Below are 21,378 nucleotides of genomic sequence, written 5' to 3'. Positions count from 1 at the left end.
GTGAGCGAAAGAAAAAACGGCGGCAGCCAGTGAGGGCAGACCGCCGTTTTTTATAAAAACAGGTATGACGAACGATTACTTGACGACGATCTCAATCTGATACGAGCCGTAAACGCCGACCGTATTCTCAGCCGCAACCGTGTAGAAGTACCGACCAACTGGCATACCAGCCGCAAGCGTAACTTCGCCCGTATCGCTGTCAATCGTTACCAGTTCGGTAGCTGGAATATCTTCGTTCGTATTCTTGTAGATCGAATAGCGAACGGCCCCGGCTTCGACAACGGCACGCTTGATTTTAGCGGCTGTGCCGGTCGTCATCGTGTAGCGGTTCGACGTACCGGCTACCAGCGTCAGGTTCGTCGGCGCAGGCGTAGCGGCTGCGAACGAGTAACGCAGTAATTCAAAGTTCAGGTCGAACTCCTTAACGCCTTTCAGCGGTGACAGCTGGCCGCGCTCGCACGTCCATGCAACCGAGAAGCCGCCTGGAATATCCTGATTGTAGTCACCGGGCATTTCGTAACCGATACCGTCGAAGGTCGGCATTTCGGACGCGTACCGTACAACCTGAACCGTACGGTTCGTAAACAGATATACATCCAATGGACCCAGCAAACCAGCACGAAGCGAGTTCCAGAAGTCGGTATTCAGGAACGTATCCTTTACGGTAAAATCTACCTTTTCGGCCACTTCGCCCGTTGTCCGGGGTGCTGTCCGGGAGCCGTAGCCGGTAGAGTTTTTCATCTCAGTAGGCTTACCCGCCTTACCGTTGACCAGACCGTCGCCCAGAAACCAGCACATGCCTTTATAGGCCAAATCTTTCAGGGCTGCTACGATGTTCGAACCCGTAATCTGCGCAGCAGCTGCCTGTCCGATAGTGTACGTTGTCGTATAGGGTTCGGGTAGCATTCCGGCTACTACGAACGCAACAGCGAGATAATTACCCTTCGGCTGAGCCGAACCGAAATCAGCGACGCGGTGCTGTAAGGTTGCGTTCGCTACGGGGTCGGCCATGAATGCCTGCAATTTTGCCATGTGTACGAAATAATTATGTTTGAAGCAAAAGTAAATAAGTAATATTAATATTACTATATCGACCCAAATTAGTTTGTCTTGATGACAACCGATTTCCAACGGCTCGAATCGGTATCCCCGGCCACGCGAACGATAGCGGTGTAGGTTCCCAGCGGAACCGGGTTAAAGGTCGCTTCCTGATAGTCGGTTCCGTAGAAAGCGCACGCCTGCCAGTTCGAACTGAATCCGTCCAGTTTACACTCGCAGCCTTTCAAGCTGTTGAGGTTAATCCGAACGTAGTTATTGTCATTGAACAGCCGGTAGCTGACCGGAATATCGTTGGCCCCGCCCGGTGTTGTCGTGGCTGGTGCGAAAACGGGAACGTTCACCGTTCGGCTAACGGGCGTCGTATCGTTCTCGCCTTTTACCTCAATCGTAACGGTTGATGACTGCGTGAAGCTGCGCGACATCGCATTTCCGTAGCTTTCCGTCGAGGCCCAGCGAACGAGCGCGTTACCCAGCTGGTTCAATACGTTGCTGATCGTTACCGTCGTGCTGCCTACCTGCTGGATAACGCTCAGATCAAACAGAATAGCCGCAACAACTACCGTCGTGGTCTGGATCGTTTCGGGGTCCGGCGCAACAATGCCCACCACCAGAGCCGGGTTATAGGTCGCAGCCGGACGCTCTCCGAACCGGGCTTCGTACTCCGCCGCCGTGATCGTTTCCGTGTCCGATAACTTCACTGTTTGCGGAGTACGCCAGCCGGTCAAGCGGTCGCTACTTTCACTGACCAGCACCGGCAAACCGGCCTGATTGCCGCGCTCAGTTACGCTTGCCTGAATGATGTCACCCTTTGCCAGCGGAGCGACGGCCAGCACGACCGCGCCATTCGCCAGCGTGCCCTGAGCGATCAGGTTATCGCCCCGGTAAAGAACGATTGTCAACCCGTTCGCCAGGGCGCAGGTAACGGTCACGGATTGGGAGCTATGAAAAGCCCCGGCTGTAATCGTGGCAAGAATCATTAGGCAGTCAGCAGTTTAGGATTAAGCGGGTGAACGGTAAGCGTCAGCGAGTGCTGTTCAGCAAGCGGCTGACCGATGACAAACGCCTGACCTGCGGCGACCTTGCCACTTCCCCACACCTCGCGGCTTGCGTTCAGGTGTACATCGACCTGCGTGCCGTCCACAACGTCGGGAGCTTCAACAATAACGCGTCCGCCAATGATGTCAACCGTTCCGATCCTGATTCTGTCTTTCTTCATTTTCTTTTTCATTTTGATTAAGCTCTCTAAATTTTTCCCAGTTATACCAGCCAAAAACGCGCACAGCCGCGTAGTAAAGCCGATTGCGCCAGCCTTTCGGGTGAAATTGATCCATTAAACTCAGGTATATTCCATCAGCATACCATCTTGCAGCGGGGCCGTCACCGATGATCTGATAATCATGGGGGTATTGATCCTGAGCGAACTCCTCCCAATGCATATACAGGTAATCGTGTACGACAGCGGCAATATTAGTCCGGTTGTCGTATTCAGGTAGCAGCGAAGCCAGCAGCCGGGGTGTACTGTGGCAGTCGGTCACGAAGCCAGCAGGCAGCACGACCTCTTTGCCGTTGAACAGCTCAACGATGACCGGCGCGGTAAGCCGCATCTGATCCGACTTGCTTAACCGGGAGTCGATAGCGACGCGCAACGTGTAGGCCGTGTCGCTGCGGCCAATACGGGCGATTGTGTGACGATACATTATAAATCCCCCCGCTTGTCTATGTTGCTGATTTCGTTTCCGATCATCGCGTACAGCAGCGTCGAGAATGGCGTATCGTCGGTAATCTCAATCCCCATTGCCCTGATCTGACCGATTGTGATTGCCTGAAAGTAATCACGCTGCGGGATTGCTCCCTCGGTTCCAGCCTCAACGATCTTGCCCGTTTTGGGGTCGATAAACGCCCCTTCCGTCGTCTTGTCGATTAGCTTATCGCCGTATCGTTCCAGCGCGTCTTTTCGCTGCTGAGCCGTCAAGGTCGGATCGTTTACAATCCGGTTAACGAGTGGTTGGCCGTCGCCGTCGAGAATAATGACACGCACCTGCTGAATCATATTCAGGTTAGGGGTCACGACAAAGTTTTCGTGCAGAGCAATGCGCTGGAACCCCGTTATTTTTTCGGGGGTCACTGGCGCAGCTAGTGTGTGAAGCATAAAAAGTAGACTAGTGAACGATTGGAATTAGAAGCCGTACAGGTTTGCCCTGCGCCAGCCGTATTGCGTTTTGCAGTAGAGGTATTCGCCGTCCCACGTAATATTTCCGGGCTGACCGTTGGCGTCACCTGATCCGTTCGGCGTGTAGCGCGTTTCGAGCCGAAGCTGATCAACGCCCGTGTCACTCTTGAGGTGCATCCGTGACGTTGGCGACTGTGTGCCGATCCCGACGTTGCCGTTTGCGTCGATACGCATCCGTTCCGGGTAAGCACCGCCCGCCCAGCCATTAATCACGAACGCGTCAACGCCGGGAGGCTGACCGAACCGCCAGATTGCTACGCCGGTCTGGTGGATCTGAAGCATGACCCCACTCGTACCGGAAGCGCCGTGGTTATTCTGAAATTCAGCGATAATGCCCGCTGTTGGATTGTCAGCAGCAACGTGAAAAACATTGCTGGGTGAGTCCATTCCAATGCCGACCTTGCCGTCACCCTGAATAACCATCAGCGTTTTGCTGGTCGCGGGCGTTAGTCCCGCGCTGAACAGGTGTTTCGACGTGGCTGCGTCAACCTGATAGCGTAGCGTTGAAGCTGCAATACCAAATCCGTAAAACTGGTGATCGTTGTTACTACCCGGATGCAGTGCAATTTTGCGCAATCCAACAGCAGCAGCAAACTTCAAGATGCCCGATATGTAGGCATTCCCTTCAACGTGAAACTTCTCGGCGGGTGTGGCCGTACCTATCGCAAAGTCACCGTTCGCATTCAGGTACGCAAGCAGCCGCTTAGTTGTCGCCGTTACCATTTGCCAGAACGATATTCCGTTACTGGCTAGGTTCGAGCTAATCACGGCCAGATCACTTGCACCGGCTACGTAGTTTGCGCCTAGCGACAGCTGCGCAGAACCCAGATCACTGATTACAGCAGGGAAAAGACCGTCCGAGTTCAGGCTGGCAAAGCTGCTGAACCGCGTACGGGTAATCGACAGCGGCTTGTAGGTTTTCGGGTCCAGCGTGCTAACCATGAGCGTACTGTTTCCGGGCGCGCCCGCCTGATAGACCAGTTCGCCGTAAACCGTCGCGAGCAGATGATTAGTAACCCGTACCGCAAAGGCGCGAAAGCTATTATCCGTCTTTATGTAGACAATGGCTCTGCCGTCCGCAACGCGGTACACTTCCAGCCCTACGCCGTCAACGAAACCCTGTAGCGTGTACTCGTAGGTGAATGACCCCCGGTTAGCGATGTACAGACGCGTGTGCGTATGCGTCCCGTTCCCGGCATCCCACGGTTTGCTAACGAGTTCGATGTCGGCAAAGTCGTACGTCCCCTGCGTTGCCGCTGGTAGCTCCATAACCGGGTAGTACTGCGTTCCGGCCTTTCCGTCAGCAGGTGTAGTTACCCCGCTAAGTACACCGTTACCGGGCAGTCCCTGCGGCCCCTGCGCACCGCGAATATTAACAGCCAGGTTAATGTCGGTCACGTACGCACCGTTTGTACCCAGATACACATTAACCGGGGGTTTTACGCCCTGACCGCCCTGCCAGTCGGTGATTTTGACAACCAGATACGGACCGTTGGTTGCCAACGCAAAAAACGGTGTCCAGTTTGTACTGGCTTCAATGCGTTCGCAAAGCTCAAGCAGCGCGGTTTTCATTTCGCTGCCGTCGATTCCCTGCTCACCGTTGGGGCCTATATTCTTATTAATATAGGCCCGTAATTCGCTTAGATTCATGCTATTGATTGATTGTAAAATCCGTATTGAAATCTGCGTTGAAATCGCCGGTACGTCGTGTTTCCGGGCTGTCACTCACGACCGCAACCGGCTCGACCGGCGCAGGCAGGCGGTTTTTCGCGCTGTCTACCGTGAAGGCTACCGGCTCAGCCCGTAGGATGATGCGGTCGCTTGGCTCGATGCGGATTCGCTCGGTTCGGTTCAGCAGGCCAGCCGTCAGCAGCGCAGTCGTTGCTAGTCGCTCATTGACGTAGACGCTTATCCTATACGGCTCATGCGGACACAAAACGCGCAGGTCGTACTCGGCGGGTTGTAGTTCCAGATCGACCCGCAGCGGCCACAAACCGCCGTTACCCTGTAGCCAGATACCGCCAAAGACTTCGGTTCCTTCCAGCGCGTCAACGTGCGCCGTTGACAGCGTATCAAGCTCGTTGAACTGGCCGGGCCGGTAGCTGTTGAAAGCAAGCTGCGTCAGATCAGCCTGCGCCTGATAAAGCTGTCGAACCGGCGTAGGCTCGGTTTCTCGGTAATCGCTCTGACAGCGAAACGCTTTGTTGTCAATGCTCAGGCGCGGGTGTTTCAGGGCCATCAGCAACGCTTTATGAAAGGCTGCGGGCTGCATGGAAGTCGTCAGCGGAAACTGATACGTTACCCGCAGGTCGGTACGGATTACGTTACCCCGCTGCGTATCGTACTGGCTTTCCTGCGTTAGCTGCCGCATGACACCAACCCAGACCGGCAAACGCAGCTGCTGCGTGAGTCCGGGTTCGGTATACTGGTAGGCAAAGACGCGTTCCTGATCTTGGAGACTGCCCCAGCGAACAACAGCCGTTTCCTGCGTGACGCGTTGCAAACTGAGCCGGTTTGATTGGGCAACGATTTTCCCTTTCTGCTTGTCGAACAGGCCCAGCGCGTAAAGACCCGGCGCGACGTTCCCGATTATTGCCTGGGCAACCGCCTGATCAGGACGCACGCAACGGGGCTTTGCCGTGATTCTGACCGGCGCAATGTCGTCCGGCTCGCTGTAGCGGGGGCCGCGTCGGGCGTAGGCACTCAGCGTCTGGCCTGCCGGTACTTCAACCGTAAACGGGTTTGTCGAGTAGCCCAGCTTACCGGCGATGCTGGCCGGGGTGTCGGTCGCGGTCGCAACGACGGTTTTTGTCGTCAGCCCGGTTTGCTCGATGACAAACGCGTTATTGCGCTGAATGCTGCTACCGACGAATAACCGCCAGCGCGTAACCGTCGCAGCCTGCGTAATCTTCTTGTCAGTCAGGTAAATACTTGGCAGGTTTGTGTTATCGACCTGTAGACTACCTGAATCGGTCGTAGCGGTTGGGTTCTGCCCCTGCGGGATCAGCATAAAACCCGCCGAGGTGTTGAACAGCGCGGCAATCGTTGCGCTGGTGTCAACGCTTCCGGCCTTAACGGTTTTCGTCGTCATGCCCGGCGCACTAACCTGAAAGATGTTGCCCGGTTTGACATCCTGCCCGATGATCACTTTGTACCGATCCTGTCCTGCTCCGTTGTTGCTGTCGTACAGCAGCTGCAAGGTTGGTGTATTGCGGTTCTCAGACCGATACGCACCGACCTGCGCGTTGATCGTTACGACGGTTCCGCTTTGCACCGTCAGGTAATTACTGCCAACGCCAAGCGCAGTAAGCACCGAGGCCGGGGTATCGGTCGCCGTCGCGGTGTGGCTGATACCCTGCAACTGGAAAATATTACCGGCCTCAATGTCATCAGCAACGACAACCTTGTACGAATCGGTAGCCGGTTGGTTTACTGTGCCGAGCGATTGGGCCAGCAGCGCGGGGCTGTTGGTGTTGTAGGCATTGGCCGGAACTTTACCTAAACCGACCCGCCACGTTAGCAGGTCGGCGTCCGTTGGTCGAAACCGGCTTGTGTGATACATGCGGACGGCGAGCCGGTTCTGACGCCGGATTGTAAGAACCGGCGCGTGCGGGTAGGCTTCAAATTTTTTCTGAATGGCCGTTATGTACGCATCCAGATTAGCAAACGAACCCCGAACGGTTCCCATGATCGAAACCTCACCGCTGGCCGCTGTACGCGTAATAGCAAACTGCTCTCCCGGCTGCGGTAGCGCGTCGATTGTCAGCTCGAACTGAACGTAGTGTTCGCTGTCCTGTAGTCGCACAATACCCGTTTTGCCCAGATTAACATTCGCCTGCGACAGCAGTACGATTTCGGAAAGGTGAGCCGGACAGCCTCCTAAATCCGCTTTGGGGATCAGCCAGCGCAGCACATCCCCCGGCACAATCGGCAACAAGGGGTGTGCTGTATCTGGCGTTATGGCATTACCCGGAACCGGGCGTGTATCGTCATTCAGTGGAAAGAAGCGAAGGAAATGCGCAAACTGACTCATGCGGAAAAGTAATATTAATATTACAAATTAACGAAAAAATTTTTCACATGAACAGCATCAGCTGCGCGACTTCCCCCAGATCGTTGGTCGTGCGCCAGACGGCATCCATCAGCAAACCTGTCACCTCCTTCCCTTCATCGTAAAACGTAATCCAGTCGCCCAGGCTGTTAAACTCCTGCTGCGTCATGGGAATAGCAACCTCAACCTGTTCATCGCCCAGCAGCGGATTATTATTCGACTCGAACAGCGAATCGTTTTCCCGAACGAAATCGCCGTCGTCGTAACGACTGACAAACTCGGTATTGCCTTCCGACGATTCGAGTATCAGTCTGTTCAGTGGCAGAATCGTTGCCCAGCGTCGCAGACTGCGAGCCGGGGATAAGCGAACGTTGTACGGGGTTTCTGTATCGACGGTATTGCTGATGTAGCCCGTACGCTGCCGGGTTTCCCCTATCAGCTGGCCGCTGCGGTCGGTAGCCACGCAAAGCACAAACAGCCGTTCGTCGTCACCATCGGCGGAGGTGCTTGCCGTCTTGTCGCTAAACTGCTTGCGTCGCTGCTGCTCGATGAGTGAGCCGGACGCAATCAGTTTACTGCGCAGATCAAGCGGCTGTCGGGCGGTTTTGTAGGGACTTACGTACCGATGAAACCCGTTGAACTCGTCACCCGCCAGTGGACCATCACCGCGCCACGATTCAAAGCCGGTCAGGATTTCCGACGCAATGTAGCTCGCGTTTGGCCTGTACGTCGCACTGATAATTTCAGCGTCGAACGTTGTCCGGGTCGCGTGCTGTTGCAGATACTCGGCCAGCGGCTCACAGCGAACGGTCAGGCCGTCGAGCCACAGGGCCAGCGGCTCAAACGACGTTATTCCCTCGAAAATATCCTGTAGCGTTGCCGTCAGCGATTTGTCCAGACCGCGCAGGTTTGCCCCGTTGGTAATAAACAGCGTCGAGCCGTCGCCGGTCGAGAAATAACGACTGGCAAACTGCATTGCGCCGTCCGTTGCTTTCTCGACCAGCTGCGCCAGCAGATCACCCGCCAGCAGGCCACGACAGCGGCTTTCCGGGGCCTGATTGGTTGACTCAAGCGTTACGGCGGTGTCGGCTCCGTAGGTGAAGCTAAACCGCTGCACAGCATCGCCCCGGAAGCCGACAACAATCCAGCCCCCAGGCTGAACCAGCGCGTTACCCCGCAGCAGCAGCGTATGGCTGTTGGTGCTCGTTGTGAGTAGCAGCGTTCCCTGCGGAATCTCCTCAACTTCGCCGTTTGGCGAGTACACAAACACGCTAAGGTAAGCCGAAACCGTTGCGCTTGCACTAAACGACATCACGGCTTTACCGGACAGCTGCAACGACTGCACTTCGTTGGTTGTGTTGCGATACATCGGCGTGCTACCGAGCGGCGTTTCGACGGTTAACAGCTGTCCGGGTAGCGTCGTATCTTCTTTTTCGGGCTTGACCAGCGGTAAGGCGTGATTCAGTGGCTGCGCTCCGGGTGTTGACCGCTGAACGGTTGCCGCTAGGCTGTTTATCGTGTGCGTAGACGGCCCCGTAACGCGTTTCGGGCGCAAAACGATAGTTGTCTGTGTCGGTACGCCGAACGAAGCTACAGCCTGACTTTCCAGCGTCGTAACGGCCTGCTCATCCCGAAAGGCGCAGGTTACACGATCCCGGTTATAGGAGAAGCTGAGGAAATCGACAAACGCATCAAATTCCGTTTGCCCGTTATACTCGGATCGGAACCGGACATTGGCCGCTACTTTCGACTCCCGGTAAGGAGTCAAAAGTAGATTGCGGCTCAGCGTATCCAGAAACGAAACGTTACCGACGCCGGACGCGTAACCGACGTTTCGGTACAGTACGGAGAAATAACGGCGTGAGCGCGTTTTCTGACGCGTCAGCGCCGCAATACCCTGCGGGGCTACGACTTCGGTATCATCTAAAAAATATAGTTCCATTCTACCAATATATACAATATTAATATTACTAAAAACCAAAAATATATAAGATTGATATAATCTATAATATTTATTAAATTTGATTACTCAAATGCAATTCTCACTTAAAACTTAAGTTAATGGAACCATTAACAATCGCTGCTGTCGTTGGGTATTTAGCAAAAACCCTAAAGGAAAATAAAGCATTTAAAGACTTCACATCTGATTTTACAGAGGCCACAGTAAACTGGATACGCCCCGTTTTTTTAGAGAATGACAATACACCAAATGACCTTCTAAAGAAACTAGAACAAAATCCTGACAGTGAGGCAAGAAAAAAAGCAGCGGAAGCGGCAATAGCGGTCGAAGTAGAAGACAATCCACAATTGATTAAATTGTTAGAGGAAATGTATTCTGTGATAAAGAGTAAACAAAGTACCGGGTCAACGACAACAGTTACTAACAGTAAAAATGTCAATACAGGTACTGTCACAGCGGGTACAAGCGTTACTTTCGGCGATACAAAATGAGCAATATAGAAAACAGTAAAAATATCAATACAGGTACTGTTAATGCAGGTTCGGTACGTTTTGGGGATGAAATACATGTTCATCCCCAAAACGTTGCTCCTAAATATTTGACCAGTAAACCATTTAGCGCAGAAGTTATTCTAGGACGTGATGATGATTTGGATAAAATAAAAGAATGCCTTTGGAATAATAACCATTTGCTACTTTTAGTAAATGGTGAAGGCGGGATTGGTAAAACAACCTTAGCATCGCATTACTGGCATTCAAATGAAGCTAATTATAAGCATCTAGGATGGATATTCGCTGGAGATGGTATTCTTCGTGGTCTCCTATCAATGGCAGATAAACTTAAAATTGAATTTCAATCTAGTATGAATGTAGAAGATAGATTAGAAGTCTTCCTTCAATATTTATCCAACTTAGAAGATCCATCTCTGCTAGTACTAGACAATGCTAATGATATAGAAGACCTACAAAAATATTATAAGAATCTAAAGAGCCTGACAAACTTTCACATATTAGTAACAAGTAGAGTAAATGAACTATCTAATATAACTACGTTTCCTGTAGGGAGTTTAGATTTAGAAACTTCGATTGAACTTTTCAAGACATATTACAAAAATATTATTAAAGAAGAAGAGACTCTATTAGAAAGTATTTTTATAGCTGTAGGATTTAACACACTAGTTATAGAACTACTTGCAAAAAACCTAAGACAGTTAAATAAATTTACAAGCAATTATTCTTTACAGGATTTGTTAAAATCATTACAGGAAAATGGTTTATTACAAATTAAGACCAAATCGGTACAAACTACATACGGCAGTAATGAACTTCAAACAGCTAAGCCAGAAGATATAATCAAGGCTATGTATAACTTAGCTCCGTTAAGTTACAGTCAAATTAATTTATTGTGTGTTCTTAGTATACTTCCTCCGGAAAGTATTGATTACAAAATTCTGATTTCTCTTTATAACCCAATCAATAAGGACCAATTTGAAGATGACTTGTATAATTTATATCAGAAAGGCTGGTTAGATTTAAATGAAGAAAATAATTTTATCAAATGTAGCCCTGTTATACAAGCTATTATTAAGGATGCGAACAAAGAACGCCTATTAGAGCACACTCATAATTTTGTTGCAAATTTAAATAATTCATTTACAATAATAGATTTTAAAGAATTATCTACTCACGTTGCTTTTGCTTCTAGCGTATCTCGTTCCCTTAAGGAGCGAACACAGTTACTAGCGCTGATAAATTATAATATAAGCGGATATTATCACACTAAAGGTAACATACCTTTAGCTATGGAGTTCATACAAGAGAGCAAGAACATCTTTGAGTATTTAGGGGATAAAAAGGCTTTAGCTGAATGCATTCGGCAGATAGGTAGACTTTATAACGATCAGGGAAAGCAAAGAGAAGCAATCGAAAGCTTTGATGAAAGTCTCGGCCTTTACGGTGATGAAAACTCGCTAGAAACTATCTCTGTTAATATAAATAAAATTAACTTATTAAATAGCCAAGGAAGATCAGAAGAAGCTCTAAAACTAGCACAGCAAGAATTAAATAATATAAAGAAACTAAATAATGATTTCCCAAATAATCAAAACATAATTACAGTATTAGCCTCTGTACACGAATCAATTGCTGAAATAAAGCAAAAAATAAGACCTTTACATGAAGCACTAGAAGAGTTCGTAAAAATGCATGATTGCTTTGTCCATTTGATGAACTTAAGCAATGACAATTACTATAGAACAGGAATTGGCTTATCACTTTCTAAAATTGGAATTATATATAGAGAGATGGGTGATATACCTAGAGCCCTTTCTCTGTTTGTTAATAGTAATAGAATAATGGAAGAAGTGTATATTAAAAACCCTGATTCAGAATTTAATCAACAGAACTACGCACGTTCCACAGACTTACTAGCAAGAATGTATGAAAATACTGATAGTTTAAAGGCAGAGAAATTACTTAAAAAATTTAACTCTTTATGTAAAACAACACACGAAAATAACCCTATTTCTGAGCTTTCAAAATTTGGCTATGCTATCTCTTTTGACAGACTTGGAAATTTTTATATGCATAAAAATCAATTAGAAGAGGCAACGACAAATTTTTTACGTTACAATCAACTAAACTCTGAAATGTTTTCTAATAATAGCAGTTCTGAATTGTTGAAACTTGCAGTTGCAATTTCCAACAATAGATTAGGAGAAGTTAATAGTAGAAAACACGAGTATGCAACTGCACTAGATTATTATAAAGAGTACAACAAGATAGCCTTAGAGTTAATAGTCAAAAACCCATCTTCTATTGAAATAGAAGATCATATTGCTAACTCTTATGCCCAAATAGGATATCAGTGTAAAAAGCTCGGTTTATATGAAGAGGCCCGTACTCATTACATAAAATCCTTAGAGATATGGGGACACCTTTGCAAAAAAACAGGACAGCCAAGATATTGCGAGAACCTTGCCAACGTCAAAAGAGATATTTCTTCTATTTAAAATATGAAGTTCAGAATTAATATCTTCCTTTGATCATCGGCTTTTGATCAGCGATATTTATTAACGATCTAAAATATTCCCCCAATAGTTCGTAATACTCTGCTTGCCGATTTCAGACTCAGCGAAGCCCTGACGGTCGATACTCACGCGCAGCAGTTTCTGATTTTCGATTGCCTGACGCGTCTTTTGCATCTCTCCGGTCAATTCGGCAAAATCAAGCATCTGCTTGCCGTCGCTCGATAGGATGCCGTTTGGCAGTCTGAGTTTAGCACTACCGATGTCGGCCCACGTCCCTCGCAGATCAGGCAGGCTCAGCTGTAGTTTTTCGAAAAACGTTGACCGGGCGACTAGCTCCTCGTTACTGATACCGTTCAGCGATTTGTTCTTGCTGGCGTCAATAACGCGTTCGCCCTTTGTGAGCCAGGACGGAACTGTATCAATGCCGTCAGGATAGCCCCGACCTTCGACGTACTCCGTACCCTGGGCGAACTGTTCCCCGGTCTTGGGAACGTAGCCGTAGGCAAAGGCCACGATCACCGGCTTTCCGTTCGCATCGTTGACAAAAATGCGGTGTCCATCGGGTGCGTACCGGAGCGTAATCGGGTTTCCATCCTTGTACAGGCCGACCTCCTGCCCTTCGGGTAACAGCGACAGGTTATCCTCGCGAACCGGCGAGCTTGGTCCCGTTACCGCACCGTCGCGCAGTGAGATTTTATCCCGGCCCCCGGCCTTGTTCATATCGACGATGTATTGCAGTTCGCCCTGATCAAGATTGAAATGGTACGTACCGTTACCCGGATCGAAGGAATGCCCGCCGTCAACAGCAACCTCCTGACCGCCAGCACTCAGCCCCTGAATCGAAGAAATAGCCTGTTGCAGCTGCCCGATCGCTTCATTGATTTTGCCGTTACCGATCCCTGTCCAGCTTTTCTGGGCGTTGAGGATTGCAATTTCGGTTTGGATTTCGGCTATTTTCATGGCCTTGTTTGCTTCGAACAACTGCCGGTTCATACCAATGACGGCGTTTGTATACTCGGCATTAGCGATCTTCTTTTTTAAAGCAGCCTCCGCTTCGTTCTGTGCGACCTGATTCTGTAAGGAAACCGTTTTGGCTTTCAGCTCATTCTGAATGGCTTCAATGGCCGTTTTTGAATCCTCCTCAATCTTTTTGATCTGCGCCTTGAGTTCGGTTTCGCGTGTCTCGCTGTCAGCTTTCAGCTTCTCCAACCGGGCGTCTTTCTGATCAGACAGCTGCTCGAATAAGGTCTGAAAGTTTTGTTCCAGAATCGCAAGCGCCGTCTTTTCCTCCTGCTTGAGCCGTTCCGCCGTGTCCTTTTCTTCGTTGCGCAGTTGGGTCGTTGCCAGACTGACACCCTTCGTTTTGTCGAGCTTCGCATCTTCGACATCTTTATGCACCTGACCGATCCGCTGCGCGTACTCATTGGTAACGCGTTCGCGCTCGCCTTCATCGGTCAACGTCGCGAGAATCCGGTCGCGGGTTGCCGTCAGCCGGGCAACTTCGTCAATCCGGTAGCGTTCCAGTGCTTCATTCCGGGCGCGGTCAATGATGCCAATTTTCTCGATTTCGTCCAGCGTAGACTGTTCGAGTAATTGCTGTCTCAGGTCGAATGTCGCTTGAAGCTCTGCTTTCTTGGCGGACTCCTGCGCACGCAGTAGTTTTAGTTCGTTATCGAAAAACTCATTCGCTAACCGGACATTCTCATCGTAGGTGCTTTTTACTTCGCTCAGCTGTTCTTCGAGCGCACTTTTCTTCTTGTCGGACGCCCGGTTTATGGCGTCGATTTCAGCGTCAGCAACTTCGTTCAGCTTATCAATCGTTTCGTCAACGGTTTGCTTGAAACGGTCGTTATATTCATCCAGCGCGTCAATTTTAGCGTCGCGAATCTCGGCGGCTTTCTCCTTCTGTAGCTCAATCTGATTGATCTCCATCTGGATAATGCGCTGCGCTTTGTCGGCATTGATCTCAATCTCAGCCCGCGCCATTGTTTCAGTGTAGTTCTTATGATTCCACACCGTATCTCGACCCGCTTCCAGAATCGCATCAGCGTACGCCTTGTTTGAGGCCAGCATGTCGTTCATAAAGTCGCGGTTGCTAACCAGCTCCTTCTGACGGTCGTAGAACTGCTCAATTACACGAATGCGCTCATCGTAAGAGCCTTTCGTAAATTGCAGCTGCTCACTGTAGTTTTCCTTTTCGATCTCGATCAGCTTATCGTAAGCCGCATTCGTGGCTTCTATCGTTACGCCGATAGCCTTTGAAATCGCCCGGAATGTCTCGGCGTGCATTTCATTGAGCGCAGCAAACAGCTTCTGAGCAACTGACACCAGCATACCGACCAGACCAAGCGCGGTGGTTGCCTGAGCCGCCGAAATCTCGGTCATATCCTGCGTAGCCTGGGCTTTGGTCACCTTCATTCGTGCGGCCATGCCTTCGGCTTCCTTATCGCCTTGCAGATACATATTCATGTACCGGGCGTACTCGGTTTCGGCGGATTGCAGACGACTGGCGGCTTCGGCTTTGGATTTACCCGAAATCATATCCCAATCGTCGTACACCTTTTTAACCGTACCCGACATTTCGGTAATAATCCCGCCCTGTTGCCCCAGCAGACTAAACAACAGATTCGTCTGTTCTTTATAGGCTCTCGTCTGAATTTTGTGGGTTTCAGCCTGAATTTTCTGAGTTTCCGCTTCGGCATCCTGAACCTCTTTGGCGATCTCTTTGGCGTCCTTAATTTGCTCTTTTTTAGCCTCTTTATTCTCTTTGTCGATTTCCTTTTTCGACTTCTGATTGGCCGCAACAATCGCTTCCTGCGCCTGACGATCCGTTTCGACAATATCCTGCGTATCGCTCAGCAGCGTCTGGACAGTTTCATCGCGCAAATCCTGAATTTTCTTTTCAGTAGCTGCGTGAATTTCCTTGATCTTATCCATCGACTGCGCACGAACAGCGGCCAGCTTATCCCCGCTCGCTTTGCTGTTGACAAGTACCCGGTTGACCGATTCGATCTGTGCGTCCTCCTCCGCCTTGAGCAGCTTTACTTTCTCAAAATAAGAGTCCGAATCGTACCGCAGTTTTTCGACTTTGATCTGTGCCGCAGTATTGGCGGTGATCGTTTTCATCTTACCGCCGTGTTCGTTTTCGGCCTGCTCCTCCTTTTTACGGGCCTGCTGCTTGACCTCACCCAGATTCGTAGCGTGCAGCTTTTCCTCAGCCTGTGCCTTGCGGTTATACTCGGCCTGATCCTTCGCACTACCGTCGTTTGCTGCTTTCAGCTGAGCCAGTACGGTTTTATGCCGTTCGTTTTCCAGCGTGATCAGAGCCGTATTATTGTCAGCCTTGATTTTCTTGATTCGTTCGTCCGACGCTTTAACCTCTGTCTCGTACTCTTTCAGACCCGCCGTGATCTGCTTAAGCGCAATTGTGGGGTTAATGCCACCGAACAGCCGCCCGACATCGTCGCCAACCTGAGTCATCCAGTCGCCTTTCAGCATTTCAGCGTACTTGGGAACCTCCTGAATTACTTTCAGCAGCTGCGAAGCATCCCCGCCCACTTTCAGCATGACCTCAGCCGGTAAACGCTGAGCCGCTACCTTCATCAGCTGTTCCTGCTGTTCGATAAGCGACTTTAGTTTACCCTCGTTAAGCTCCGTCCGATAGGCTTCTTTAGCGAGTGCAATCCGGGTCGTGTACGATTCATTGACTTTATCAAGAATCTTCTTTAGCTGGGCATTATTGGTATGCTCAGCGTCCAGCCCCGCAAAGTAGTCCGGGTATTTATTAATCAGCGACTGAATGGCAGCGGCTCGCTCCTTCGTGCCTTCTTTCAGGTTCATCGCCTGCTCAATCGACACCTTGAGCGAACGCTGCTCTTTCTCAAGCTGTGCCTGCTGCTCACCGATTGATTCAATAACGATCACGTTTGCCGCCTGCCAAGCCAGATACGCCGTTGTCAGTGCGCCAACCGTCAGAATAATAGCCCCCAGCGGATTGCTCAGGAAAGCCGCCCACGTCGCCCGCGCTGCGGCTGCGGATCGAACCTGAGCCGCCGAAAACAGATCCGTGTAGCCGGTCGCCGAAATCATTAGGAGATTGAGCGTACCCATCGCCAGCGAGCCAGCACCGACAACGACGTTTTTAGCCGTTATTGCCGCAGCCATTGCGCGTTCGGCAATCATGGCCGAATTAACGTAGCCGTGATAGGTCAGCCACGCAGCACCCGCAGCCTCAACGATCTTGACGTTTCGGTCAATCGCTTTGTCAGAACCAGCCAGCCACTCCACTAACGAGGATAACCCGCTGACAACTTTTTGCAGGCCGTTCTCGAAGTAATCCCCCAGCTTGGCTTTAGCGAGGAAAAACTTATCAGCCAGGTTAGATACCTGACCGCCCAGCGTCTGCGCCTGAATAGACATCAGGTTATAATACCTGCCGCCTGCCGAACTAGCGTCGAACAACGCTTCCTTTACCTGAGCGAATGAAATCTTGTGATCTTCGGCCAGCTTCACAACCTCATCTCGGGTTTTACCCATCGACTCGGCCAGCAGGTCGTACAACGGAACGCCGTTTTCAGCGAACTGGTTAAGCTCCTGTTTCATCAGCTTACCCTTGTTCTGAACGTCGTTGAAGGCTTTGGCAATGAGTCCCAGCTTCTGCTCACCGACGACAGCGGCCATGTTGCCCAGCACTTCGAGCGTAGGAATCAGGTCTTTTGTGGCCGTACCCATCGCTTTCAGCTGGAACGCCGTTTCCATCAGGTTCTCCACCTGGAAAGGCGTCGTTTTCGCCATTTCCAGAAGTCGCGCAAACAGTTCGTCGGCTTCGCGCTTGCTGCCAATCATTTGCTGCAAACCCGTACGAAAAACGTCAATCTTTGATTTGGCATCAATAACACCCCGGCCAAACTCAATGATTTCGTAAACGCCAAAGGCACTGGCAATGAAGTTGCGAAGCTCGGAATACGCGTTACCCTGCTGCTTGAGTTCGGCACGCTGTTCGGCCAGCTCATTGCGCAGGATCATTGTCTGACGCTGCTGTTCAGCCCGGATAGCTGCCGTCTGCTGGTCGGCTTCGGCTTTTACCGCAATCGTGCGTTCGTTAAGCTCCGCTTTTAGCTCAAGCGTGGTCTGGTCATTCAGACGCTGCGCAGCCTGAGCCTGCTCAATGAGCGAAGCCCGGTAAGCGGCGGTCTGACGCTCGGTCGATGCCTGTAGTTCGATCTCACGACGGCGTAGCTCAGCGTTCTGTTCGTTGGTTGTCTGCTGGGCAATCTGCTTGGTAATCGCAGCCCGTTCCTGTTCACTGGCTTTAACGAAAGCGGTGTTCTGGGCTTCGCTGGCTTTTAGCTGGGCGGTCTGCTGATCAAGTTGCGCTTTACGCTCAAGCGTGGTCTGTCGGGCGATCTCTTTGGCAATGGCTAGGGATTCGTCCGCCGTGGCTTTTGTGTCGTTGCGCTGTTGGAGGAGTGAAGTCTTAACCGCGTCGGCACTGGCCGACGCGACTTTAGACTGCTTTTCAATTAGATCGTTAACTGTCTCTAATTGAGAAATAACTTGGGGAAATTCGGAGGCTACTTTGAAGTTAAAACGGATGTTTTGCTCACGCGCAGACATGGGTTAAATCCTCGCCTGATGTGCTGGCCGAGGGTGGGACCTGATTGGTTTCATTTTTAATGCCCTTCATTAGCTTTTGGGCAAACTGACAGAATCTACCGGAGCGTAGACAGTATTCGGCTTCATCGCTACTCACCTCGCGCAGTTCCAGCATTTTGTAAACTTCCTGCTGAAAGTGCTTATACATGGCTTCCAGCGAGTAAGAATTAAACAGAAACACGTAGTACTGTCGAAAACAGTATTCGACTAAATCCTCAACCTCTGAATCATACAGACGCTTAGGATCGTTGTAAACTTTTTCAAATAAGAAATCTTGGAGTAATTGAAGGTCTTGTTGCGCTTGTTTTGTCGGAAAAGTAGAAGATTGCATTTTAGGGATTGGTGTTCTGGAATAATTTGAAAAGTACTACGGTGTTGTTATTTCTTCGTTGAGTTGTTACGCTTGGCTAGTTCAGCGAGTCGTTCGCGCTCACTGGCTTCGAACTGCTGTTTTCGGACGCTTGCGGCCATGTAGTCGTGAGATTCTTCCACAGTTGAACGTAACAGGAATCGTAAACGCGCAGGGTCGCCGTCAGCGACTCTAAAAATCGGGTCGTAGTGGGATTTACTCCATTGATTTTGTAGTTCAACAGGGTTTGCGTGAAGAGGAGCAGCCCCTCGAAGTTGCTGTCCTCTATCGCCTTCATACACCTCAGGGTATTTTCGGCGGAGTGCGCTGCTAAGGGAGCGAATTGGTTCAACCGCAGCCTTAAAAAAAAATCATAGAGGTCGGGCCGCTTTAACATTAGTTTGACGTTGCGCTCACCCTTTGCCGGGTCATAGCCTGCCGGGTCTTCGTCGGACAGAAAAAACCAGATCGACGATAGTTCATAAATACGCGCCGTGTTGCTACCGATACCCAGCTCGGCAACATCTTCGTACAGATCAAGACGCTGCTTGCCGTGTCCGGCCAGCGTCATAATCTCGCTCAGATAGCGTAACGCCTGCTCTGGGTCGTTATTCATCAGCTTCATAGCCTGCGTTGCGTTCTCGCTTACAGTGAGAAAGAAAGCGCGAATTGTCGCTTCATCGAGCTTTAGCCGGTCGTGCTTCTCAATTACGTCCGTAAACGACATCGCACGCCCCTGATACATGCTTGTGCCGTCGTTTGCCGCCTGATAGAACTGGTGTCCGTCAATGATAAACGGCTCGCCGTTGGGCAGGGCTACCGGCTCAACATGGCCTAACTCAAACGCCTTTTTAAACTCCGGGTGAAAAGTACTAGTATTCATATTAACTAAAAGAGTTACAAAGGCTAGAGAACACTTCTTCCGAAATGTTCAACATTCGGTACTGAATAGAAAAACACTGTAATTGTGGATCGTAGGGCGTTTTTCCGTCTGGTGAGAATAGGAAATCGCGCTTTAGGATGCTTAGCGTATCGGTGCTGAACTCGCTAACTTCGAGGTCGTTCATGTGCGAGAAAGCAAGCAGAAACTGCGTAATGATGCCGGGGCGTTTTGTGGCGCAGATCAGCGTCCAGTACAAATCGAAAGCAATCTGCTGACGCGATCCCCAGCGCGTGGGGCTTTTAACCGGCTGTCCACCAGTCAGACGGTGCGCAACCTGCAAATCAAAGTTGACGGTATCAATCGTGTAGCGACTCGGCGCAAGCGTTGTACTATCAAAACGCATCAGTCCCGGCCTGCGCAGCTGCGGGTCGTAGAACTGTTCGACGCGACCGGCAAACTGCGTACGAACGCCCGGCTGCGTTGCTTTCAGGTGTTCGTCAATGGGCTGTAATAGCAGACTGTCATTCATGGGCTAAAACGTTACGGTCATTAAATCGGTAAGTGCATTGTTGAAGTAATCCGCAGCGGCATCTTCTTCGTCTGCTGACAGCTGAAACACTTCCCCGAACTCCTCTTCCAGAAAGTCGGCGCGTTCGCTCATCGCGTTTTCATTGAAGCCTGCGCCGTAACTATCGTCGCTGTCCTGAATGGCCGTCCAGCTATCGCCGTTGAGCAATTCACCCGAAAACGTGAGGTTGATCAGATCAGTACGTAATCCCTCTTCCTGACGAACCTTGCCGTGTGAAGCCGAATAGCGACCCAGCCGTTTAGGACTTTTACTGATCATCGGGTCGCCCTGGGTGTTGCGCCCCGTTAGCTGAATCCGGTCGCGTACCTGATTGGCCCCAAACTGAGCCGTCATTCGTACTAATGTTAGCTGACGCTGCTGAACAAGCTGGAGCTTTTTCTGAATCGCCAGCAGGTCAGCCAGTGACGTACCCGAATCAATTCTAAACATACGAGCCGTAGATAATCGTCGTTTCGTTGGGCGTGGCAAGGGGGATCGTCAATGACTGCTGCTGCTGTAGCTCGTTTGATAGCAGTCTAACAGTAGGGCGCAGAGCGCGTTTAAAGTCATCAAACAGCTTGCTTTCGAGTCGCTCAGTCATTTGCACGTTAGACAGCGTAAACGCGCTCAGGTTCGGCGTTGCCAGCTTCTCAGTCATCAGCAGCGAGCCGCATAGATACCGATAGGCGTTTGCCATTTCCTTAGCGTAGCGCGTCAGCATCGGCTCAATCGAGCGTACAACCTCAATATCGAGCGATACGTAGGTTTTTTCCGCATCAATGGTAGCGACTGTGTTCAGCATTCTAGCCCCCTCAAGCAGGTAATCCCCTTCGCATTTGCCCCAATCAAGCCGCAGTTCACTGAGCCACATCTGAGACACATCAACAAATACACCCAGACGCAACGGCTCAAGAAACAGCGTTCTATAGGGCTGGTTCAACTGAATCGTATTTGCACCGAACCGAAACTCGTGCGGGGCCGAATAGAACATGGCTTGTGAATCCATGTCGTAAACGCGTACTGAAGCCATTGCCGTTTGGTTTGGCGAACCTGAGCCGGTAGGCACAACGAACACCGTCAGCGCATTGAGGTTTATCGTTGCGTTTTCCAAGTACGGAATAGTCGCAATTGAGCCGACCAGAAACGGCCCCGCTACAGTTTCAGACGGCTTTGCCCGTTGAGGCTGCGCTGTACGCACAATAACCGGGGCGAAATCGTAGTTCTCACTGAGCTGCAACTTGATTTCTGTAACCAGCTTTTCGTAGGCTTCGCGGTGAACACCTTCCCATACAGCAGTGGTTGGGTCTGCGATTTGCGATATACTGCCGAAAATATCAGAAGGCTGCGCCAGATCAGAAACCAATTCGGTACTAATACCAGTTATGTCGTTTACCCAAGCGTGCGTTACTGTATCGACGCCCCGCAGACCAACCAGCGAACGAAAAGGATTGTTACTCTCACTTGTCATAAGTACGCCTAAGTATTTCGGTTGCAAAACACAAATGAAAAAAGTAATAGTTTCAAACAATAATTGTAATGTTACTATTACTCAACTACTTACAAAAAAAGAGGGCGTTTGCCTCTGAATTACAGCC

General features: G+C 50.3%; 16 protein-coding genes. 2 read left to right on the top strand and 14 right to left on the bottom strand.

The window, feature by feature from the left end; translation table 11 throughout:
* Positions 1-75 precede the first annotated feature (75 nt).
* From LQ777_RS02440 to LQ777_RS02405, 8 genes are all read right to left on the bottom strand, one after another.
* Complete coding sequence (locus LQ777_RS02440; protein WP_232560930.1) at positions 76-1,032, bottom strand: hypothetical protein; 957 nt, start codon at positions 1,030-1,032, stop codon at positions 76-78.
* A gap of 68 nt (positions 1,033-1,100) precedes the next feature.
* On the bottom strand, positions 1,101-2,036 hold the full coding sequence (locus tag LQ777_RS02435) for a hypothetical protein (protein ID WP_232560929.1): 936 nt from the start codon (positions 2,034-2,036) through the stop codon (positions 1,101-1,103).
* On the bottom strand, positions 2,036-2,275 hold the full coding sequence (locus tag LQ777_RS02430; RefSeq protein WP_232560928.1) for a hypothetical protein: 240 nt from the start codon (positions 2,273-2,275) through the stop codon (positions 2,036-2,038). The genes LQ777_RS02435 and LQ777_RS02430 overlap by 1 nt, the downstream gene beginning before the upstream one ends.
* Positions 2,241-2,756: a DUF1353 domain-containing protein gene (locus LQ777_RS02425; protein ID WP_232560927.1), complete on the bottom strand. Its 516-nt coding sequence runs from the start codon at positions 2,754-2,756 to the stop codon at positions 2,241-2,243. The genes LQ777_RS02430 and LQ777_RS02425 overlap by 35 nt, the downstream gene beginning before the upstream one ends.
* Positions 2,756-3,208 carry a hypothetical protein gene (locus LQ777_RS02420; RefSeq protein ID WP_232560926.1) on the bottom strand — a complete coding sequence of 151 codons (453 nt, stop codon included), beginning with the start codon at positions 3,206-3,208 and terminating at the stop codon, positions 2,756-2,758. The genes LQ777_RS02425 and LQ777_RS02420 overlap by 1 nt, the downstream gene beginning before the upstream one ends.
* A 27-nt stretch (positions 3,209-3,235) precedes the next feature.
* A complete protein-coding gene (locus LQ777_RS02415) occupies positions 3,236-4,939 on the bottom strand; it encodes a hypothetical protein (RefSeq protein ID WP_232560925.1) in 1,704 nt (567 codons plus the stop codon).
* Between the two features lies 1 nt (position 4,940).
* Positions 4,941-7,322, bottom strand: coding sequence for a hypothetical protein (locus LQ777_RS02410; protein WP_232560924.1), 2,382 nt, complete (start codon positions 7,320-7,322; stop codon positions 4,941-4,943).
* 43 nt (positions 7,323-7,365) lie between these two features.
* Positions 7,366-9,282 carry a hypothetical protein gene (locus LQ777_RS02405; RefSeq protein ID WP_232560923.1) on the bottom strand — a complete coding sequence of 639 codons (1,917 nt, stop codon included), beginning with the start codon at positions 9,280-9,282 and terminating at the stop codon, positions 7,366-7,368.
* Between the two features lie 119 nt (positions 9,283-9,401).
* Between LQ777_RS02405 and LQ777_RS02400 the strand changes: the two genes are divergently transcribed.
* Both LQ777_RS02400 and LQ777_RS02395 read left to right on the top strand, forming a co-directional pair.
* Positions 9,402-9,791, top strand: coding sequence for a hypothetical protein (locus LQ777_RS02400; RefSeq protein WP_232560922.1), 390 nt, complete (start codon positions 9,402-9,404; stop codon positions 9,789-9,791).
* Positions 9,788-12,310: a tetratricopeptide repeat protein gene (locus LQ777_RS02395; RefSeq protein ID WP_232560921.1), complete on the top strand. Its 2,523-nt coding sequence runs from the start codon at positions 9,788-9,790 to the stop codon at positions 12,308-12,310. The genes LQ777_RS02400 and LQ777_RS02395 overlap by 4 nt, the downstream gene beginning before the upstream one ends.
* 60 nt (positions 12,311-12,370) lie before the next feature.
* On the opposite strand, the gene LQ777_RS02390 is transcribed toward LQ777_RS02395, so the two are convergent.
* The 6 genes from LQ777_RS02390 to LQ777_RS02365 all read right to left on the bottom strand — a co-directional run bounded on the left by LQ777_RS02390 (position 12,371) and on the right by LQ777_RS02365 (position 21,251).
* A complete protein-coding gene (locus LQ777_RS02390; RefSeq protein WP_232560920.1) occupies positions 12,371-17,944 on the bottom strand; it encodes a tape measure protein in 5,574 nt (1,857 codons plus the stop codon).
* The gene (locus tag LQ777_RS02385) at positions 17,931-18,314 is read right to left on the bottom strand and encodes a hypothetical protein (RefSeq protein WP_232560919.1); all 384 of its coding nucleotides are present in this window, start codon (positions 18,312-18,314) and stop codon (positions 17,931-17,933) included. The genes LQ777_RS02390 and LQ777_RS02385 overlap by 14 nt, the downstream gene beginning before the upstream one ends.
* A 76-nt stretch (positions 18,315-18,390) precedes the next feature.
* Entirely contained in the window at positions 18,391-19,215 is an 825-nt protein-coding gene (locus tag LQ777_RS02380) for a hypothetical protein (protein ID WP_232560918.1), read from the bottom strand.
* Position 19,216: 1 nt separating this feature from the next.
* Entirely contained in the window at positions 19,217-19,744 is a 528-nt protein-coding gene (locus tag LQ777_RS02375; protein WP_232560917.1) for a hypothetical protein, read from the bottom strand.
* A gap of 3 nt (positions 19,745-19,747) precedes the next feature.
* Positions 19,748-20,233: a hypothetical protein gene (locus LQ777_RS02370; RefSeq protein WP_232560916.1), complete on the bottom strand. Its 486-nt coding sequence runs from the start codon at positions 20,231-20,233 to the stop codon at positions 19,748-19,750.
* On the bottom strand, positions 20,226-21,251 hold the full coding sequence (locus LQ777_RS02365) for a hypothetical protein (RefSeq protein ID WP_232560915.1): 1,026 nt from the start codon (positions 21,249-21,251) through the stop codon (positions 20,226-20,228). The genes LQ777_RS02370 and LQ777_RS02365 overlap by 8 nt, the downstream gene beginning before the upstream one ends.
* Positions 21,252-21,378 lie beyond the last annotated feature (127 nt).

Source organism: Spirosoma oryzicola (assembly GCF_021233055.1).
Classification (GTDB): domain Bacteria; phylum Bacteroidota; class Bacteroidia; order Cytophagales; family Spirosomataceae; genus Spirosoma; species Spirosoma oryzicola.
The sequence above is the reverse complement of the archived record's forward strand: the minus strand, read 5'-3'. Positions and strand labels throughout refer to the sequence as shown.

Coding starts and splice junctions, on each gene's coding strand:
- LQ777_RS02440 (WP_232560930.1), bottom strand. CDS start 1,032: ATGGCAAAATTGCAGGCATTCATGGCCGACCCCGTAGCGAACGCAACC.
- LQ777_RS02435 (WP_232560929.1), bottom strand. CDS start 2,036: ATGATTCTTGCCACGATTACAGCCGGGGCTTTTCATAGCTCCCAATCC.
- LQ777_RS02430 (WP_232560928.1), bottom strand. CDS start 2,275: ATGAAGAAAGACAGAATCAGGATCGGAACGGTTGACATCATTGGCGGA.
- LQ777_RS02425 (WP_232560927.1), bottom strand. CDS start 2,756: ATGTATCGTCACACAATCGCCCGTATTGGCCGCAGCGACACGGCCTAC.
- LQ777_RS02420 (WP_232560926.1), bottom strand. CDS start 3,208: ATGCTTCACACACTAGCTGCGCCAGTGACCCCCGAAAAAATAACGGGG.
- LQ777_RS02415 (WP_232560925.1), bottom strand. CDS start 4,939: ATGAATCTAAGCGAATTACGGGCCTATATTAATAAGAATATAGGCCCC.
- LQ777_RS02410 (WP_232560924.1), bottom strand. CDS start 7,322: ATGAGTCAGTTTGCGCATTTCCTTCGCTTCTTTCCACTGAATGACGAT.
- LQ777_RS02405 (WP_232560923.1), bottom strand. CDS start 9,282: ATGGAACTATATTTTTTAGATGATACCGAAGTCGTAGCCCCGCAGGGT.
- LQ777_RS02400 (WP_232560922.1), top strand. CDS start 9,402: ATGGAACCATTAACAATCGCTGCTGTCGTTGGGTATTTAGCAAAAACC.
- LQ777_RS02395 (WP_232560921.1), top strand. CDS start 9,788: ATGAGCAATATAGAAAACAGTAAAAATATCAATACAGGTACTGTTAAT.
- LQ777_RS02390 (WP_232560920.1), bottom strand. CDS start 17,944: ATGTCTGCGCGTGAGCAAAACATCCGTTTTAACTTCAAAGTAGCCTCC.
- LQ777_RS02385 (WP_232560919.1), bottom strand. CDS start 18,314: ATGCAATCTTCTACTTTTCCGACAAAACAAGCGCAACAAGACCTTCAA.
- LQ777_RS02380 (WP_232560918.1), bottom strand. CDS start 19,215: ATGAATACTAGTACTTTTCACCCGGAGTTTAAAAAGGCGTTTGAGTTA.
- LQ777_RS02375 (WP_232560917.1), bottom strand. CDS start 19,744: ATGAATGACAGTCTGCTATTACAGCCCATTGACGAACACCTGAAAGCA.
- LQ777_RS02370 (WP_232560916.1), bottom strand. CDS start 20,233: ATGTTTAGAATTGATTCGGGTACGTCACTGGCTGACCTGCTGGCGATT.
- LQ777_RS02365 (WP_232560915.1), bottom strand. CDS start 21,251: ATGACAAGTGAGAGTAACAATCCTTTTCGTTCGCTGGTTGGTCTGCGG.